We start from the raw sequence: 17,274 nt of genomic DNA, 5'->3' as shown, positions 1-17,274 counted from the left end.
CACCCCGTCCGGCTGTGGCGCCTCGCGGCCCCGCAGCCGGACGGCGCGTCTCGGGACCCGCCCGCCGGTGGCGCGTTCTAGGCTCGACCCACCGTGCGCGGGCACATCGCCGGCCTCGGTGTTGTTCAGCGGTACGTCAGCGTGTGTTCCGCCCGTGGGGGGCGGCGCACCGGGCAAGGAGGGCCGCATGACCGTACGGCGCGTGATGGGCATCGAGACCGAGTACGGGATCTCCGTACCCGGGCACCCCAACGCCAACGCCATGCTCACCTCGTCCCAGATCGTCAACGCGTACGCGGCGGCGATGCACCGGGCCCGTCGGGCCCGCTGGGACTTCGAGGAGGAGAATCCGCTGCGCGACGCCCGGGGCTTCGACCTCGCGCGCGACGTCGCGGACGCCAGCCAGCTGACCGACGAGGACATCGGCCTCGCCAACGTCATCCTGACCAACGGCGCGCGGTTCTACGTCGACCACGCGCACCCCGAGTACAGCTCGCCCGAGGTGACCAACCCGCGCGACGCCGTGCTCTGGGACAAGGCCGGCGAGCGGATCATGGCGGCTGCCGCCCAGCGCGCCCTGGAACTGCCCAACGGGCAGACCATCCACCTCTACAAGAACAACACCGACAACAAGGGCGCCTCCTACGGCACCCACGAGAACTACCTGATGAAGCGGGCGACACCGTTCGCCGACATCGTCCGCCACCTCACCCCGTTCTTCGTCTCCCGCCAGGTGGTCACCGGCGCCGGCCGGGTCGGCATCGGCCAGGACGGCTCCGCCCACGGCTTCCAGATCAGCCAGCGGGCCGACTACTTCGAGGTGGAGGTCGGCCTGGAGACCACCCTCAAGCGGCCGATCATCAACACCCGGGACGAACCGCACGCCGACGCCGAGAAGTACCGCCGGCTGCATGTGATCATCGGCGACGCCAACCTCTCCGAGATCTCCACCTACCTCAAGCTCGGCACCACCTCGCTGGTGCTGGCGATGATCGAGGACTCCTTCATCGCCTCCGACCTCGCGGTCGACCAGCCGGTGCGGACCCTGCACCGGGTCTCCCACGACCCGACGCTCAAGCACCTCATCACGCTGCGCAACGGGCGCAAGCTGACCGCCGTCCAGCTCCAGCTGGAGTACTTCGAGCTGGCCCGCAAGTACGTCGAGGACCGCTTCGGCACCGACGCCGACGAGCAGACGGTGGACGTGCTGGCCCGCTGGGAGGACGTGCTGGGCCGGCTGGAGCGCGACCCGATGTCGCTCTCCCGGCAGCTGGACTGGATCGCCAAGCGGGAGATCCTGGAGGGCTACCGCAGCCGCGACGCCCTGGAGTGGGACAACTCCCGGCTCCAGCTGGTCGACCTCCAGTACAGCGACGTGCGGCCCGAGAAGGGCCTCTACAACCGCCTGGTGGCGCGCGGCCGGTTCGAGCGGCTGCTCACCGAGGAGGAGGTGCAGCGGGCCGTCTCCAAGCCCCCGGACGACACCAGGGCGTACTTCCGCGGGCGTTGTCTGGAGCAGTACGCCGACCACGTCGCCGCGGCCTCCTGGGACTCGGTGATCTTCGACCTCCCGGGCCGCGACTCGCTCCAGCGGGTCCCGACCCTGGAGCCATTGCGCGGCACCCGCAACCACGTCAAGGAGCTGCTGGACCGCTGCCGCACGGCGGAGGACCTGCTCCGGGTGCTCTCCGGCGGGTAACTTTTCGATCACCACGGGTGAACACCCGCCGAAATGGGAATCATCCGGGGTGACAGCGGGTGTGGGACGGGAAGCGCCACCGGCAAACCGGAAGCGGGTAGTCGCACCTTGTGTATAGGGTCGGTGCAGCAAGCAGCGACCAAACCGTGCCAGACGGATCGAGCGGGGTGAGGGAAATGGCGAGCAAGGACACCGGCGGCGGCCAGCAGCGGGCGAACCGCTCCTCCGAGGAGGTCGAGGAAGAGGCTGCGGAAGCGCAGAATTCCGAGGACCTCAAGGAGCGCCAGGAAAAGCTGAGCGACGACGTCGACGCGGTTCTCGACGAAATCGACGAGGTACTCGAGTCGAATGCCGAGGATTTCGTGCGGCAGTTTGTCCAAAAGGGCGGCCAGTAGCCCCGTCCGGGCATTCAGGGAATTCACGGTCGCGACCGCCGAGGGCGGGCGGACGGCAACGGCCGTCCGCCCGCTCCGGTCCGGCCCTCCACGCGTTGGCGGTGATCGTCGGGCGGGTAGGGTGCCGGGCAGCGCGCTTCAAGCTACCTGGAAGGAATCGTGTGGAAGCCAACACTCGTGGCACCGGGCGTCTACCGGCTGCCTTCCTGACCCCGGGGTCCTCGTCGTTCCTCGACTTCCTGGCGGACCACCAGCCCGAGCTGATCCCGGGCCGCCGCGCCCTGCCCGAGGGAGCGGTGATCGAGGCCCCGCACGGGACGACGATCGTCTCGGCGGTGTTCGACGGCGGCGTGGTGATCGCGGGCGACCGACGGGCCACCATGGGCAACGTGATCGCCCAGCGCGACATCGAGAAGGTCTTCCCGGCCGACGAGTACAGCGCGGTCGGCATCGCCGGCACGGCCGGCCTCGCGGTCGAGATGGTCCGGCTCTTCCAGCTGGAGCTGGAGCACTACGAGAAGATCGAGGGCACCGTGCTCTCCCTGGAGGGCAAGGCCAACCGCCTCACCACCATGATCCGGGGCAACCTCGGCATGGCGATGCAGGGCCTCGCGGTCGTCCCGCTCTTCGCCGGCTACGACCTGGACCTCGGCCGCGGCCGGATCTTCACCTACGACGTCACCGGCGGTCGCTCCGAGGAGCGCGGCTTCGCCGCCACCGGCTCCGGCTCGGTCTTCGCCCGCGGTTCGATGAAGAAGCTCTACCGCGCCGGCCTGTCAGCCGAGCAGGCCTCCACCCTGGTCGTCCAGGCCCTCTACGACGCGGCCGACGACGACTCCGCCACCGGCGGGCCGGACCTCGCCCGCAAGATCTTCCCGATCGTCTCGCTGATCACCGAGGACGGCTTCCGCCGGCTCACCGACGCCGAGGTCTCCGAGATCGCCGTCTCGATCACCGACGAGCGCCTGATCCACCCCAACGGCCCGCAGGCCCCGCTGCTCTAGCCACACCTACCAAGGAAGGGACGGCCACCGGTGTCGACACCGTTCTACGTCTCGCCCCAGCAGGCCATGGCGGACCGCGCGGAGTACGCCCGCAAGGGCATCGCGCGCGGTCGCAGCGTGGTCGTGCTCACCTACACCGACGGCATCGTCTTCGTCGCGGAGAACACCTCGCGGGCGCTGCACAAGGTCTCGGAGATCTACGACAAGATCGCCTTCGCGGCGGTCGGCCGCTACAACGAGTTCGAGAACCTGCGCATCGGCGGCGTCCGCTACGCCGACCTGCGCGGCTACTCCTACGACCGGGCCGACGTCACCGCCCGCGGCCTGGCCAACGTCTACGCCCAGACGCTCGGCACCATCTTCTCCTCGGTCGGCGAGAAGCCCTACGAGGTGGAGCTGATCGTGGCCGAGGTCGGCCGCACCACCGAAGAGGACCAGATCTACCGGCTCACCCCGGACGGCTCGGTCGTCGACGAGAAGAACTACGTGGTGGTGGGCGGCAACGCCGACTCGATCGGCAACTACCTGGGCCAGCGCCACCGCAGCGGGCTCTCGCTCACCGAGGCGGTCAAGGTCGCCGTGGACTCCCTCGCCCGGGACCCCAACGGCGGCAGCCCGCGCGCCCTCACCCCCGAGCAGCTGGAGGTGGCGGTCCTGGACCGCCAGCGCTTCCAGCAGCGCAAGTTCAAGCGCATCCTGGGCAGTCAGCTCGCCCGGCTGCTCGACGGCGACCAGACCGCCGAGACGGACGACGACGAGAAGCCGGCGGCCACCCCGCCGCCGGCCGGGAAGGACCGGTCGGACGCGTCCGACTGAGCAGTGCCAGGGAGCCCCGTACGGCGGCCGCCACCCGCCGTCGTGCGGGACTGCCGTGCCCCTGCGGCGGCCGGTTCGGCGCCGCGGAGGCGGTTTCGGACAGCTCCAATCAGAGAATGGATGCCTCATGGACCGCCGAATTTTCGGGCTGGAGAACGAGTACGGCGTCACCTGCACGTTCCGCGGGCAGCGACGGCTGTCACCGGACGAAGTGGCCCGGTACCTCTTCCGCCGCGTTGTCTCGTGGGGCCGCAGCAGCAACGTCTTCCTGCGCAACGGAGCCCGGCTGTACCTCGACGTCGGCTCCCACCCCGAGTACGCCACCCCCGAGTGCGACGAGGTCACCGAGCTGGTGACGCACGACAAGGCGGGCGAGCGCATCCTCGAAGGGCTCCTGGTGGACGCCGAGCGGCGGCTGCACGAGGAGGGCATCGCGGGCGACGTCTACCTCTTCAAGAACAACACCGACTCGGCCGGCAACTCCTACGGCTGCCACGAGAACTACCTGGTGGCCCGGCACGGCGAGTTCTCCCGGCTGGCGGACGTGCTGATCCCGTTCCTGGTCACCCGCCAGCTGATCTGCGGCGCGGGCAAGGTGCTGCAGACCCCGCGCGGCGCGGTGTACTGCGTCAGCCAGCGGGCCGAGCACATCTGGGAGGGCGTCAGCTCGGCGACGACCCGGTCCCGCCCGATCATCAACACCAGGGACGAGCCGCACGCCGACGCCGAGCGCTACCGCCGCCTCCACGTCATCGTCGGCGACTCCAACATGTCCGAGACCACCACGCTGCTCAAGGTCGGTGCCACGGACCTGGTGCTGCGGCTGATCGAGGCCGGCGTGGTGATGCGCGACCTCACCCTGGAGAACCCGATCCGGGCGATCCGGGAGGTCAGCCACGACCTCACCGGCACCCACCAGGTCCGGCTGGCCAACGGCCGGGAGGCCAGCGCGCTGGACATCCAGGAGGAGTACTACACCAAGGCACTGGAGTTCGCCGACCGCAAGGGCATCAACACCGGCACCATCGCGAGGGTCCTCGACCTCTGGGGCCGGACGCTGGAGGCGGTCCGCAGCGAGCAGCTGGACAGCGTGGCCACCGAGATCGACTGGATCATGAAGTACAAGCTCATCGAGCGGTACCGCGAGAAGCACCAGATGACCATGTCCAACCCGCGGGTCGCCCAGATCGACCTCGCGTACCACGACATCCACCGCCGGCGCGGCCTGTTCTACCTGCTCCAGGCGAAGAACCAGGCCCTGCGGGTGACCACCGACCTCAAGACCTTCGAGGCCAAGTCGATCCCGCCGCAGACCACCCGGGCCCGGCTGCGCGGGGACTTCATCCGCCGCGCCCAGGAGCAGCGCCGGGACTTCACGGTGGACTGGGTGCACCTCAAGCTGAACGACCAGGCGCAGCGGACGGTGCTCTGCAAGGACCCGTTCCGTTCGGTCGACGAGCGGGTGGAGAAGCTGATCGCGGGGATGTGACCTGCACCGGGGCCGCCGTGCGGCGGGCGGCCCCCGGTGTGATCTTCGTGGCGTCCGGCCCCGGTGGTGTCTACCGGGGCCGGACGCGGTCGGGGCATACGCTGTCCGTCGAGTCCGGAGAGCCGACTCTGACCGACAGTTAGGATCGCCGTGCGCCGCACCGCCGGTTTGCTTCTCACCCTGCCCCTGCTGCTGGTGGTCGCCTGCAGCAGCTCCACCAAGGCGACCAGCCCGGCGACGCCCACGGCGTCCAGCGCCGCCCCCACCGTGCCCGCACCGGTGACGGAGGCCGCGCCGATGCCGACCCTGTCGGGCGGCGGGTTCGGGAGCAAGGCCACCATCACCATCCCCGAGGGCGCGCCCAGCGGCCAGTTCGTCGTCAACACGGTGAGCGAGGGTGACCGCTCCACGGTGAACAAGGGCGACTGGGTGACGGTGAACTACAGCGCCAAGGACTGGACGACCGGCAAGGACCTGCCGAGCTCCTACGACGCGGGCGGCAAGCCGCAGCTCTACCAGGCCGGCAGTGGCCAGCTGGTGCCCGCCTTCGACCAGAGCGTGATCGGCAAGAAGGTCGGCAGCCGGCTCCTGGTGGTGGCGCCGCCGGCCGCCGCGTTCGGCAGCCAGGGCAACACGCAGCTCGGCGTGGCCCCCGGGGACACCGTCGTGTTCGTGCTGGACATCATGGAGAGCCTGCCGCAGGACTCCACCCTCTCCGGCGCCATGACCCAGCCGCCGGCCACCCTGCCGCAGGTGAAGGACAACGGGAAGGCCGCCGTCACGATCACCATCCCGCCCGGGCAGGCCCCGCCGGCCGACCTCCAGCAGGCCGTGCTGATCAAGGGCGAGGGCAAGCAGGTGAAGTCCGGGCAGACCCTGGTCGTGCAGTACACCGGGGTGCTCTGGAGCAACGGGCAGCAGTTCGACTCCTCCTGGAGCCACGGCGGCGCCCAGGCGTTGCAGATCGGCACCGGCAGTGTCATCGAGGGCTGGGACAAGGGCCTCGTCGGGCAGACCGTCGGCAGCCGGGTCGAGCTGGTGGTGCCGCCGGCCCTGGGCTACAAGGACCAGGCGCAGGGCGCGGTGCCGGCCAACTCGACGCTGGTGTTCGTGATCGACATCCTTGAGGCCGTCTAGCCGGGCCGTCCAGCCGGAGCTGCCCGGTCCGGGCCGTCCCGCCGCAACGCTGCGGCGCGGACACGCTCTAGGAGAGACGGGTGGGATTCCGTACGCTTGGGCGGGCGCTCGCACAAGGAAGCGTCCGCCCTCATCTTGACCTGTCATACTGCCCTCGCACTGTGGTAGGCGCCGCCGGCGTCCGGGTAACGGGCGGTACGTGCGACAGCACCCCGGCGCTCACCACGCCGGCCGTAGACCTCGAAGACCTCGTGGCGAGATGGATGGGGAGTCATGTCTGAGAAAGAGTCGAGCCCGGGCGGGGCCGCGAACGGGAACTCCGCCGGCGACCCGGCCGACTCGCGGCCCGGCGGCCCGCTGCCCGGCGACGGCGAGTCGATCGTCGTTCCGCCGTCGATCCTGAAGCAGCAGGCCGGCTGGGCGGCGCCCGGCGAGGCCCAGCGGCGCACCGGCGGCACGAAGACCGACGCCGCCCCGCAGATCTTCGCCTCCAACGTGCGGCGCGAGGACACCTCGGAGGCCGGGTACGACGAGAACCCGCCCGGGGTGGGCAGGCTCGGTGTGATCCTCGGCACCGTGCTGGCCCTGCTGCTGGTCGGCAGCGCCGTCACGCTGTACGTCGTGAACAAGGACGACGGCAAGAAGGACACCGCGGCGGCCCAGCCGGACGCGACGAAGAGCGCCCCGGCCACGCCGAGCGCCGAACCGGTGCCGCCGATCAAGGACACCGCCAAGGTGCTGCCGACGGTCACCGGCGAGTTCGGCAAGAAGGCCTCCATCGAGGTGCCCGGCGAGCAGGCCGACGGGTCCTTCGTGGTCAAGGTCCTCTCCGAGGGCAGCGGCGCCAAGATCGAGAAGAACTCCTGGACCTCGGTCGACTACACAGCCAAGGACTGGACGACCGGCAAGGACATCCCCAGCTCGTACGACGAGTCGGGCAAGCCGCAGATCTTCCAGGCCGGCACCGATGCGCTGATCCCGGCGCTCGACCAGGCCGTGGTCGGCAAGAAGGCCGGCAGCCGCGTCATGGTGGTGGCCCCGCCGGCCGCCGCGTTCGGCGCCCAGGGCAACCCGAACATGTCGATCGGGGCCAAGGACAACCTGGTGTTCGTGATCGACATCCGCAACGTCAGCGCGCCCGACGCGACCGTCAGCGGCACCGTCACCCCGCCGCCCGCGGACTTCCCCCAGGTGAAGGACAACGGCAAGAAGCCCGCCGAGATCACCCCGGTGAAGGGCGCCGCCGACCCGACCGAGCTGAAGAGCCACGTCCTGATCAAGGGCACCGGCCCGAAGGTCGAGAAGGGCGAGAAGGTCGTCGTCCAGTACACCGGCGCGCTGTTCAAGGACGGCAAGGTCTTCGACTCCTCGCTGAGCAAGGGCCAGGCGTTCGCCTTCCCGGTCGGCGGCGGCCAGGTCATCGCGGGCTGGGACCAGGGTCTGGAGGGCCAGACCGTGGGCAGCCGGGTCGAGCTGGTGATCCCCGCCTCGCTCGGCTACAAGGACCAGGCGCAGGGCGACATCCCGGCCAACTCGACCCTGGTGTTCGTGGTCGACATCCTGGACGCGGGTCAGGGCTGATCCACTTTCGGGTGACAATGGTGTACGTGTGACCTTCGGGTGGGCCGCGTGCCCTGCACCCGAACGGGCGGCGGGCGCCCGTACCGTGGTCCGGGAACGGACCGGGTGCGGGCGCCCGTCGCTTGGTCATGAATGGACCCAACCGTGAGAAGAGGCAGTTGTGAGCAACAAGACGAAGCCGGAGATCGACTTCCCGATCGGTGACGCGCCGACCGAGCTCAAGATCCGCGACATCGAGGTCGGCACCGGCGACGAGGCCAAGCCCGGTCAGGTCGTCGAGGTCCACTACGCCGGTGTGACCTTCGAGTCCGGCGAGGAGTTCGACGCCAGCTGGAACCGCGGGTCCACCTTCAAGTTCCCGCTCGGCGCCGGCCGCGTCATCAAGGGCTGGGACCAGGGCGTTGTCGGCATGAAGGTCGGCGGCCGCCGCGAGCTGACCATCCCGGCGCACCTCGCGTACGGCAACCAGTCGCCGTCGCCGCTCATCCCGGCGGGCTCGACCCTGATCTTCGTGGTCGACCTGATCTCGGTCTGATCCCGGTCCGGTCCGCTCGGTACCGGCGCTGACCGAGGGCCGCACCCCCGCACCGGGGGTGCGGCCCCACGCGTTTGTACCCTCGGCTTTTGCACTGCGTACTGCTACCGGTACGGTCGGTCCCGCCGGGTCGACGACCACCCGGCGGGCGCACCCCGCGCACGGCGCGGCACACCGGAAGGGTCAGCGATGGCGATCGCCAAGGCAGAGCGGCTGATGAATCTCGCCCTGTGCCTGATGAACACCAGACGTCCGCTCTCCAAGAAGGAGCTGCGGGAATCCATCGAGGCGTACCGCGAGGCCTGGCAGAACAGCAGCGAGGACGCCTTCAACCGGATGTTCGAGCGGGACAAGGACGACCTGCGCGAACTCGGTCTGGTGATCGACGTGGACGAGAACGCCCTCGACGGCGAGCTCGGCTACCTGGCCCGCGCCGACCGCAACCGCCTGCCGGAGATCGCCCTCGACGCCGAGGAGGCCGCCGCGCTCACCCTTGCCGCCCGGGTCTGGCAGCAGGCCAAGATGTCCGGTGCGGCCAGCGGCGCGCTGCAGAAGCTCCGCGCCGCCGGCGTCCCGTTCGGCGAGACCGAGGGCCGCACCGCCCTGGAGCCGCGCATCCCGGCCCGCGAGAGCGCCTTCGAACCGCTGCTCACCGCCGCCCGTGACCGCCGCCCGGTCACCTTCGAGTACCGCAAGGCCGGCGCCGCCGCCGTCGAGCAGCGCACCGTGGAGCCCTGGGCGCTGGAGTGCTGGCGCGGCCACTGGTACCTGGCCGGCTGGGACCGCGACCGCGGCGACGCCCGGGTCTTCCGGCTCAGCCGGATCACCGGCAAGGTCCGCTCCCGCTCCGGCGCCTTCCTCGGCGCCGTGCCGGAGCACGTCGACGTCCGCGCCACGGTCGCCAAGTTCGCCGGTGAGGGGGCCACCGCGACCGCCACCGTGCGGGTCCGCCGCGGGGCCGGCTTCCCGCTGCGGACCAAGGCGCTGAGCACCCGGCGGGCCGACGAGGGCTGGGACGAGCTGGAGATCCCGTACGGGAACGGGCTCGGCGCCGACCTCGCGGAGTTCGGGCCGGACGTGCTGGTGCTCGGGCCGGAGGAGCTGCGCGCGGACGTGATCGACCGGCTGCGCGCGGTGGCCGGCGTCGGTGCCGCCGCCGGTGCCGGTGCCGGTGCTGTGGAGAGTGTTGAGGGAGTGCGGGCATGAGCAACGCGATCGACCAGACCCGGCGGATGCTCTCGCTGGTCACCTACCTGCGCGAGCGCCCCGGCGCCGAGGTGGCCGAGGTGGCCCGCGCCTTCGGGATCACCGAGCGCGAGCTGATCGGCGACCTCAACGTGCTGCCGATGTGCGGCACCAGCTTCCGCGGCGGCGACCTGCTCGACATCGACACCGACGGCGAGCGGATCTGGTGGCACAACGTCGACGACGTCGCCCAGCCGCTGCGCCTCGCCGCCGACGAGGCGACCGCGCTGCTGGTCGCCGCCCGCGCGGTGGCGGGCCTGCCCGGTCTGCGGGCCGGTGACCGGGAGGCGCTCACCCGGGCCGTCGCCAAGATCGAGAACGCCGCCGGGGACAGCGCGGAGGGCAGCGCCCGGGTCGGCGTCACCTTCGAGGCCGAGAGCCACGTGTTCGCCGACATCGACCGCGCGCTCAGCGAGGGCCGCCGGGTCTGGCTGCGCTACTACTCGCACGGCCGCGGCGGCATGACCGAGCGCGAGGTCGACCCGATCCGGCTGCTCACCGAGGGGCACACCTACCTGGAGGCCTGGTGCCGGACCTCGGAGGACCACCGGATGTTCCGGCTGGACCGGGTCGCCGAGATCCGCGTGCTGGACACCCCCTCCGACCCGCCGAGGCGTGAGCCCCGGGACCTCTCCGGCGGGCTGGTCAACCCGTCCGCGGACGACCCCGAGGTGGTGGTCGAGGTCACCTCCGGCGGCCGCTGGGTCGCCGAGTACTACACCCACGACCGCGCCGAGGAGCTGCCGGACGGCGGGCTCCGGATCACCCTGCGCAGCGCCGACCCGTCGCAGCTGCGCCCGCTGGCGCTGCGGCTCGGCCGGGACGGCCGGATCGTCTCGCCGCCGGAGCTGGTCGAGCAGGCGCGCTCGGCCGCGGCCGACGCGCTGGCCGCCTACGACGAGAAGGCGGTCGGCGGGGCGGGGCTGGTCTGAGCCGTGGAGCCCGGTACCAGATTCAAGGTCTACTGCTCGCAGTGCCGGGAGAAGGTGGAGCTGCCGGCCGAGGAGTTCCGCCTCACCCTGGGGCGGACGCCGGCCCAGGCCCACTACAGCTTCGGCTGCCCGCTCTGCGGGGCCTCGGTGCGCAAGGCGGCCGGGGAGAAGATCGTCACGGCGCTGACCGGCGCCGGGGTCCGGACGATGCGACTGGTACCGGTCGAGGGCTGAGCCCCGCCGGCCGGGCTGGCCCGACCTGCCGAGCGGCGCCGGCCGGGCGCCGCGGCCCGAGCCGGTGGGGCGCCGGCCGGCCGGTCCGCGGTCGGTAGGCTGGTGCGCATGTCCTGGATGCTCGTCGCCGCCGTTCTGCTCGTCACCGCCGGTCTGCTGGTCCTCGGTGTCCTCGCGATCCGGCTCTGGCTGGACGTCCGGGCCCTGGCCGAGGGGGTGGACACCGCCTCGCGCGCGCTGGCCGAGGCGGCCGGCGACCTCGCGGCGGCGGTACCCGGGCGCTGAGTGTCCTCGGGCACGTCGGAGCATCGGTGGGTACCGGGGGCTGCTGCGCCGGGGTGTGGGCGGGTTACGCTCTCGGAAGGCTCCCGCCTCAGGACGGGGAGCCGCTGTCCTGTTCGGGCGGCCGTCGTCAGGGCGTCATCCGCAGCGGTTACCATCCCCGCAGCGGGCGGCCCACCGGTGCCGCCATGACTGAAGGTGGTCGGGCATGCGTCCCTCGATGACCGCGATTCTCGTGGTCGCCGTCTTTGCCATTCTGCTGTTCGGCGCCAAGCGGCTGCCCGATCTGGCGCGCTCGCTCGGCCAGTCGATGCGGATCCTGAAGAGCGAGGCCAAGGCGATGAAGTCGGACGGCGCGCAGGACGGCGCCGAGTCCGTGCCGCCGGCCGCCCCCGCGGTGACCGACTCCGGTGCGGCGAGGACCATCCAGGCCGCGCCTGGAGCGTCCGCGACCGCCCGGCCGGTGGCCGACCGGGCCGCGCAGCCGCCGGCGGACGGCGGCGGCGCGCACTGAGCCGCGCGCGCCGCGCCGGCGCCGACCTGTGCGTCGGCGCTCGCGACCACTGGAGGCCCGTCGACCGGCGGGCCTCGACGCACGAGTTGAGGACCGGGGTTGAGCAAGCTCGCCAAGGCGTCGAAGGCGCCCAAGGATCCTGAGGGGCGGATGGCCCTTGCCGACCACCTGCGGGAACTGCGGAACCGCGTGGTCAAGTCGGTCCTGGTGATCGTGGTGTTCACGATCGTCGCGCTGGTGTACCACAAGAAGCTGGAGCACTTCCTGCTCCAGCCGCTGCCGCAGTGCAACGACGCGAACTCGGGGGACTACCACGGCCGGTGCGCGCAGGTCTCCAACATCGGCCTCACCGCGGGCTTCAACTGGATGCTCAAGGTCGCGCTGACGGCCGGTGTGGTCGCCGCCGTCCCGGTCTGGCTCTACCAGGTCTGGGCCTTCGTCGCGCCCGGTCTGCACAAGCACGAGCGCAAGTACACCGTGATCTTCGTGATCTGCGGCGCCCCGCTGTTCCTGGCCGGCGCGGCCTGTGCCTTCCTGGTGATGCCGACCACGGTCGAGGTGCTGATCTCGTTCACCCCGAGCGAGACCGTGCCGATCCTGCCGCCCGAGGACTACTTCGACATCGCGACCCGGATGGTGCTGGTCTTCGGCCTCGCCTTCGAGTTCCCGCTGCTGCTGGTGATGCTGAACCTGGTCGGGATCGTCTCCGGCAAGCGGCTGCTGGGCTGGTGGCGCGGCATGGTGATGGCGATCACCGTCTTCGCGGCCTTCGCCACGCCGAGCGCGGATCCGGTCAGCATGCTGGTGCTGGCAGCGCCGATCTGGGCGCTGTACTTCATCGCCGTCGCCATCGCGCTGTTCAACGACCGCCGCCGGGCCCGCCGCAACCCCGACCTCGCGCTGGACGACGAGGAGGCCTCGCAGCTGGACCTCTCGGTGCAGCCGGTGGCCGGGGTGGAGTCCGTGGAGGCCTCGGGCACGCCGCTGGCCGGGGCGCCGGTGCCGGCCGCCCGTCACGAGCAGATGGACGACATCACGTAGGCCGTCGAGCTCGGAGAACCACTCCGAGAGCTCCGAGAACCCTGAGAGCCCCGGTCCGCCGATCCCCGGCGGGCCGGGGCTTTTCGCATGGATTCGGCCGTTCTGCGGGGCACTCTTGGCAGGTTCGATGGCATGTGACATATTACTGGGCGTGGACCAGCATCAGAGCCCCCTCCTGGACGTCGTCGTGGTCGGCGCCGGTGTCGTCGGCGCCGCCTGCGCCTACTACGCCGCCCGTGCCGGGCTGGCCGTCGCCGTGGTCGATCGCGGCCCGGTCGCCGGCGGCACCACCGGCGCCGGCGAGGGCAACCTGCTGGTCTCCGACAAGGAGCCCGGGCCGGAGCTCGACCTCGCCATGCTCTCCACCCGGCTCTGGCAGGAGCTCGCCGAGGAGCTCGGCGAGGCCGTCGAGTACGAGCCCAAGGGCGGACTGGTGGTCGCCGCCACCCCCGGCAGGCAGGACGCCCTGCGCGCCTTCGCCGCCGCCCAGGCCGCCGTCGGCGTCACCGCCGAGGAGATCCCCGGTGACCGGCTGCGCGAGCTCGAACCGCACCTGGCCCCCGGGCTGGCCGGCGGCTTCCTCTACCCGCAGGACGCCCAGGTCCAGCCCGCCCTGGCCGCCGCCCACCTGCTGCGCGCGGCCCGCCGCGACGGCGCCGTGCTGTACACCGGCGAGACCGTCCGCGAGCTGGCCCTCGGCCCGGACGGCGCGGTGCGCGCGGTGGTGACCGACCGGCGGCGGCTGGCGGCGCCCGCCGTGGTCAACGCGGCCGGCACCTGGGGCGGCGAGCTGGCCGCGCTGGCCGGAGTGCACCTGCCGGTGCTGCCCCGGCGCGGCTTCGTCCTGGTCACCGAACCGCTGCCGAGGATCGTCCGGCGCAAGGTCTACGCCGCCGACTACGTCGCGGACGTGGCCAGCGGCTCGGCCGCGCTGCAGACCTCCGCGGTGGTCGAGGGCACGCCCGGCGGACCGGTGCTGATCGGCGCGAGCCGGGAGCGGGTCGGCTTCGACCGGACCCTCTCCACCGAGGTGCTGCACCGGCTGGCCGCCCAGGCCGCGGCGCTGTTCCCCGTCCTCGCCGACGTCAGCGTGCTGCGCGCCTACCGCGGCTTCCGGCCGTACCTGCCGGACCACCTGCCCGCGATCGGCGCCGACCCCCGGGTGTCCGGGCTGTACCACGCCTGCGGGCACGAGGGCGCGGGGATCGGGCTGGCCCCGGCCACCGGGCTGCTGATCAGCGAGCAGCTCACCGGCAAGGCCCCGGAGCTGGACCTCGCACCGTTCCGGGCCGACCGCTTCGGGGCCGACGACACCTCGTGAACCCCGCCGCGCGGTGAACCCCGCCGCGCGCCCGCCCGCGGCCGTGCGGCCCGCCCGTCGCCCGAGCCCCCCACCGGAACGGAGAACCCCCCTCATGCGCCGAACCCCCGCCGACCTGGTCGGGGCGGAGCCGGAGCCCGCCCACACCATCGAGTTCGACGGCCGGGCCGTGCCCGCGCTGCCCGGACAGTCGATCGCGGCCGCGCTCTGGGCCGACGGCGTGCTGGCCTGGCGCACCACCCGGGTCGGCGGCCGGCCGCGCGGGGCGTTCTGCGGGATCGGCGTCTGCTTCGACTGCCTGGCCACCGTCGACGGACGGCCCAACCAGCGCACCTGCCTGCTTCCGGCCGAGCCCGGTACCACCGTCACCACCCAGGAGGGCAACGGCCGTGCCGACCTCGCCGTCTGAAACCCCGGCCCGCCCCGCCGCCGGGCACCGCGGACCGTACGACCTCGCGGTGGTCGGCGCCGGCCCGGCCGGCCTCGCCGCCGCCGTGGCGGCCGCCGATCTCGGGCTGCACTGCGCCCTCGTGGACGCGGGCCCGCAGACCGGGGGGCAGTACTACCGCCACCCCGCGCCCGGCCTCGGCGCCGCCCGGCCGGACCGGCTGCACCACGGCTGGTCCGTCTACACCGGCCTGGCCGACCGGCTCGCCGCACACCGGCGGGCCGGCCGGATCGACCACCTGTCCGGGCACCAGGTCTGGGCGCTGGAGCGGCCGGCCGGCCCGGCTGCGGCGCCGGGCACGACCGACGGCGGCGACACCGCCTGGTCGCTGCACGCGACCCTCGGGCCGGCGGCCGCCGACCGGGCGACCGTCCGGGCCGTCGCCGTCCTGCTGGCCACCGGCGCGTACGAGCGGCAGCTGCCGTTCCCCGGCTGGACGCTGCCCGGGGTGGTCACCGCCGGCGGCGCCCAGGCGATGCTCAAGTCCGGCCTGGTGCTCCCCGGCCGGCGGATCGTGGTCGCCGGCAGCGGGCCGCTGCTGCTCGCGGCGGCGTCCTCGCTGGTCACGGCCGGCGCCCGGGTGCCCGCCGTGGTCGAGGCCACCGACTACCTGGGCTACGCCCGGCGCCCCGGCGTGCTGGCCGCCGTCCCGGCCAAGCTGGTCGAGGGGGCCGGGCACGGCGCGGCGCTGCTGCGGCACGGCGTCCGGCTGCGCCGGCGCAGCGCCGTCGTCGAGGCGCACGGCACCGACCGGGTCACCGCCGTCACGGTGGCCCGGCTCGATGCCGACTGGCGGCCGGTGCCGGGGACGGAGCGGCGGATCGCCTGCGACGCGCTCGCGGTGGGGCACGGACTGCTGCCGCAGATCGAGCTGGCCACCGAGCTGGGCGCGGGGACCAGGACCACCGCGGACGGTGCGGTCGCGCTCGCGGTCGACGCCCGGATGCGGACCACTCTCCCCGGGCTCTGGGCGGCCGGCGAGACCTGCGGTGTCGGCGGTGCGGATCTGGCGATCGCCGAGGGCGAGCTGGCCGCGCTCGCGGTGGCCGGGGCCCCGGCGGGCTCCGCGCTGCTGCGCCGGCGCTCGCGGCTGCGGGCCTTCGCCGAGCTGATGGCCGCGGCGCACCGGCCCGGCCCGGGCTGGCCGCAGTGGCTGCGCCCGGACACCGACGTCTGCCGTTGCGAGGAGGTCCCGGCCGCCCGGATCACGGAGGCGGTGGAGGAGCTGGGCGCCGGCGACGCGCGGACCGTCAAGCTGCTCACCCGGGCCGGGATGGGCTGGTGCCAGGGCCGGATGTGCGGTCCTGCGGTGGCCTGCCTCGCGGGCGGCGGCGAGGCGCGGGCGGACAGCCGTCCGCTCTCCTGCCCGGTGCCGCTCTCCCAGCTCGCGGCCGGCCCGCCGGCCGGGCGGACGCCTGTCGGGGGCCCTTCGGCGGAGGGGCTCCCGACAGGCTGACCACCGGGCCGGGCCCGGCGGTCGGAACCTGCACGGCGGGGGCCCTTGTCTCCACCGCGCGCCATCTAATAAAATGTCACACCTCACCAAGGAGCTACCTGTGTCCTACACCCAGCACGACACCACCCGGCCCTGGCGCGGCATCATGGTCGCCACCACGATCCCGCTGCGCCCGGACCACTCCGTCGACTACGACGCCTACGCCGACCACGTCCGCTGGCTCATCGAGTCGGGCTGCGACGGCGTCGTCCCCAACGGCTCGCTGGGGGAGTACCAGACCCTCACCGCCGAGGAGCGCGCCCGGATCGTCGAGGTCGCCGTCGAGGCCGCCGGCGACGGCTCCCGGGTGATGCCCGGCGTCGCCGCGTACGGCAGCGCCGAGTCCCGCCGCTGGGCCGAGCAGGCCGCCGAGGCCGGGGCCGGCTCCGTCCTGCTGCTGCCGCCGAACGCCTACCGCGCCGACCGCGCGGCCGTCCGCGGCCACTACGCGGAGGTCGCGAAGGCCGGCCTGCCGATCGTCGCCTACAACAACCCGATCGACACCAAGGTCGACCTCGTCCCCGAGCTGCTCGCCGAGCTGCACGCCGCGGGCTCCATCGTCGCCGTCAAGGAGTTCAGCGGCGACGTCCGCCGGGCGTACGAGATCGCCGAGCTGGCCCCCGGGCTGGACCTGCTGATCGGCGCCGACGACGTGCTGCTGGAGCTCGCGCTGGCCGGCGCCGTCGGCTGGATCGCCGGCTACCCGAACGCGCTTCCCGAGGCGAGCGTCGCCCTCTACCGGGCCGCCGTCGCGCACGAGCTGGAGACCGCGCTGCCGCTCTACAAGGCGCTGCACTCGCTGCTGCGCTGGGACTCCAAGACCGAGTTCGTGCAGGCGATCAAGCTCTCGATGGACATCGCCGGCCGCCCCGGCGGCCCGACCCGCGCACCGCGGCTGCCGCTGACCCCGGAGATCGAGGCGGCCGTCCGCGCCGCCACCGAGAAGGCGCTGGCCGAGGGCCTGGCGTAACGCCCGGCCCATCCGGTGCGGCCGGCTGCCCAGGGGGCGGCAGCCGGCCCGGCCGACCCACCACCGCGTCACCCACCACCGCGTCACCCACCACCGCGTCACCCACCACCCATGACCACGCCACCCGACGGGAGCC

General features: G+C 72.8%; 18 protein-coding genes. All 18 read left to right on the top strand.

The annotated features are described in order from the left end of the window. Positions 1-187: 187 nt before the first annotated feature. The 18 genes from dop to OH807_RS10565 all read left to right on the top strand — a co-directional run bounded on the left by dop (position 188) and on the right by OH807_RS10565 (position 17,138). Positions 188-1,699, top strand: a complete 1,512-nt coding sequence (dop, locus tag OH807_RS10650) for a depupylase/deamidase Dop (protein ID WP_406196822.1) — start codon at positions 188-190, stop codon at positions 1,697-1,699. A 176-nt stretch (positions 1,700-1,875) separates the two neighbouring features. Beyond that, a complete protein-coding gene (locus OH807_RS10645; protein WP_406196818.1) occupies positions 1,876-2,094 on the top strand; it encodes a ubiquitin-like protein Pup in 219 nt (72 codons plus the stop codon). A gap of 161 nt (positions 2,095-2,255) precedes the next feature. After that, positions 2,256-3,098 (top strand): proteasome subunit beta, encoded by an 843-nt coding sequence (prcB, locus tag OH807_RS10640; protein WP_406196816.1) that lies wholly within the window; start codon positions 2,256-2,258, stop codon positions 3,096-3,098. Positions 3,099-3,128: 30 nt separating this feature from the next. Then, a complete protein-coding gene (gene prcA, locus OH807_RS10635; RefSeq protein ID WP_406196813.1) occupies positions 3,129-3,914 on the top strand; it encodes a proteasome subunit alpha in 786 nt (261 codons plus the stop codon). Between the two features lie 127 nt (positions 3,915-4,041). Beyond that, positions 4,042-5,403, top strand: coding sequence for a Pup--protein ligase (pafA, locus tag OH807_RS10630; RefSeq protein ID WP_406196810.1), 1,362 nt, complete (start codon positions 4,042-4,044; stop codon positions 5,401-5,403). A gap of 150 nt (positions 5,404-5,553) precedes the next feature. Beyond that, positions 5,554-6,540 (top strand): FKBP-type peptidyl-prolyl cis-trans isomerase, encoded by a 987-nt coding sequence (locus OH807_RS10625; RefSeq protein WP_406196808.1) that lies wholly within the window; start codon positions 5,554-5,556, stop codon positions 6,538-6,540. A gap of 273 nt (positions 6,541-6,813) precedes the next feature. Next, positions 6,814-8,121 carry an FKBP-type peptidyl-prolyl cis-trans isomerase gene (locus tag OH807_RS10620; RefSeq protein WP_406196806.1) on the top strand — a complete coding sequence of 436 codons (1,308 nt, stop codon included), beginning with the start codon at positions 6,814-6,816 and terminating at the stop codon, positions 8,119-8,121. Between the two features lie 160 nt (positions 8,122-8,281). Continuing rightward, positions 8,282-8,656, top strand: coding sequence for an FKBP-type peptidyl-prolyl cis-trans isomerase (locus OH807_RS10615; RefSeq protein ID WP_406196804.1), 375 nt, complete (start codon positions 8,282-8,284; stop codon positions 8,654-8,656). A 189-nt stretch (positions 8,657-8,845) separates the two neighbouring features. Next, positions 8,846-9,862, top strand: a complete 1,017-nt coding sequence (locus tag OH807_RS10610; RefSeq protein WP_406196802.1) for a helix-turn-helix transcriptional regulator — start codon at positions 8,846-8,848, stop codon at positions 9,860-9,862. Then, entirely contained in the window at positions 9,859-10,833 is a 975-nt protein-coding gene (locus OH807_RS10605) for a helix-turn-helix transcriptional regulator (RefSeq protein WP_406196800.1), read from the top strand. The genes OH807_RS10610 and OH807_RS10605 overlap by 4 nt, the downstream gene beginning before the upstream one ends. Positions 10,834-10,836: 3 nt before the next feature. After that, the gene (locus OH807_RS10600) at positions 10,837-11,067 is read left to right on the top strand and encodes a hypothetical protein (RefSeq protein WP_406196797.1); all 231 of its coding nucleotides are present in this window, start codon (positions 10,837-10,839) and stop codon (positions 11,065-11,067) included. A 108-nt stretch (positions 11,068-11,175) separates the two neighbouring features. Then, positions 11,176-11,352, top strand: a complete 177-nt coding sequence (locus OH807_RS10595) for a hypothetical protein (RefSeq protein WP_406196794.1) — start codon at positions 11,176-11,178, stop codon at positions 11,350-11,352. 205 nt (positions 11,353-11,557) lie between these two features. Next, a complete protein-coding gene (gene tatA, locus OH807_RS10590) occupies positions 11,558-11,863 on the top strand; it encodes a Sec-independent protein translocase subunit TatA (RefSeq protein ID WP_406196793.1) in 306 nt (101 codons plus the stop codon). 150 nt (positions 11,864-12,013) lie between these two features. Next, on the top strand, positions 12,014-12,904 hold the full coding sequence (gene tatC, locus OH807_RS10585) for a twin-arginine translocase subunit TatC (RefSeq protein WP_406210880.1): 891 nt from the start codon (positions 12,014-12,016) through the stop codon (positions 12,902-12,904). Positions 12,905-13,031: 127 nt separating this feature from the next. Beyond that, on the top strand, positions 13,032-14,225 hold the full coding sequence (locus OH807_RS10580; RefSeq protein WP_406196790.1) for an NAD(P)/FAD-dependent oxidoreductase: 1,194 nt from the start codon (positions 13,032-13,034) through the stop codon (positions 14,223-14,225). A 94-nt stretch (positions 14,226-14,319) separates the two neighbouring features. Beyond that, complete coding sequence (locus OH807_RS10575; protein ID WP_360197601.1) at positions 14,320-14,634, top strand: (2Fe-2S)-binding protein; 315 nt, start codon at positions 14,320-14,322, stop codon at positions 14,632-14,634. After that, a complete protein-coding gene (locus OH807_RS10570; protein WP_406196788.1) occupies positions 14,615-16,129 on the top strand; it encodes an NAD(P)/FAD-dependent oxidoreductase in 1,515 nt (504 codons plus the stop codon). Before OH807_RS10575 ends, OH807_RS10570 begins: the two co-directional genes overlap by 20 nt. Positions 16,130-16,274: 145 nt before the next feature. Further along, positions 16,275-17,138, top strand: a complete 864-nt coding sequence (locus OH807_RS10565; protein ID WP_406210877.1) for a dihydrodipicolinate synthase family protein — start codon at positions 16,275-16,277, stop codon at positions 17,136-17,138. The last annotated feature ends 136 nt before the right edge of the window (positions 17,139-17,274 follow it).

Source organism: Kitasatospora sp. NBC_01560, assembly GCF_045208415.1.
Taxonomy (GTDB): domain Bacteria; phylum Actinomycetota; class Actinomycetes; order Streptomycetales; family Streptomycetaceae; genus Kitasatospora.
The sequence above is the reverse complement of the archived record's forward strand: the minus strand, read 5'-3'. Positions and strand labels throughout refer to the sequence as shown.

What these genes read in the sequence shown, in the direction of transcription:
- dop (WP_406196822.1), top strand. Translation starts at nt 188, where the DNA reads ATGACCGTACGGCGCGTGATGGGCATCGAGACCGAGTACGGGATCTCC.
- OH807_RS10645 (WP_406196818.1), top strand. Translation starts at nt 1,876, where the DNA reads ATGGCGAGCAAGGACACCGGCGGCGGCCAGCAGCGGGCGAACCGCTCC.
- pafA (WP_406196810.1), top strand. Translation starts at nt 4,042, where the DNA reads ATGGACCGCCGAATTTTCGGGCTGGAGAACGAGTACGGCGTCACCTGC.
- OH807_RS10620 (WP_406196806.1), top strand. Translation starts at nt 6,814, where the DNA reads ATGTCTGAGAAAGAGTCGAGCCCGGGCGGGGCCGCGAACGGGAACTCC.
- OH807_RS10610 (WP_406196802.1), top strand. Translation starts at nt 8,846, where the DNA reads ATGGCGATCGCCAAGGCAGAGCGGCTGATGAATCTCGCCCTGTGCCTG.
- OH807_RS10605 (WP_406196800.1), top strand. Translation starts at nt 9,859, where the DNA reads ATGAGCAACGCGATCGACCAGACCCGGCGGATGCTCTCGCTGGTCACC.
- OH807_RS10595 (WP_406196794.1), top strand. Translation starts at nt 11,176, where the DNA reads ATGTCCTGGATGCTCGTCGCCGCCGTTCTGCTCGTCACCGCCGGTCTG.
- tatA (WP_406196793.1), top strand. Translation starts at nt 11,558, where the DNA reads ATGCGTCCCTCGATGACCGCGATTCTCGTGGTCGCCGTCTTTGCCATT.
- tatC (WP_406210880.1), top strand. Translation starts at nt 12,014, where the DNA reads ATGGCCCTTGCCGACCACCTGCGGGAACTGCGGAACCGCGTGGTCAAG.
- OH807_RS10580 (WP_406196790.1), top strand. Translation starts at nt 13,032, where the DNA reads ATGGCATGTGACATATTACTGGGCGTGGACCAGCATCAGAGCCCCCTC.
- OH807_RS10575 (WP_360197601.1), top strand. Translation starts at nt 14,320, where the DNA reads ATGCGCCGAACCCCCGCCGACCTGGTCGGGGCGGAGCCGGAGCCCGCC.
- OH807_RS10565 (WP_406210877.1), top strand. Translation starts at nt 16,275, where the DNA reads ATGGTCGCCACCACGATCCCGCTGCGCCCGGACCACTCCGTCGACTAC.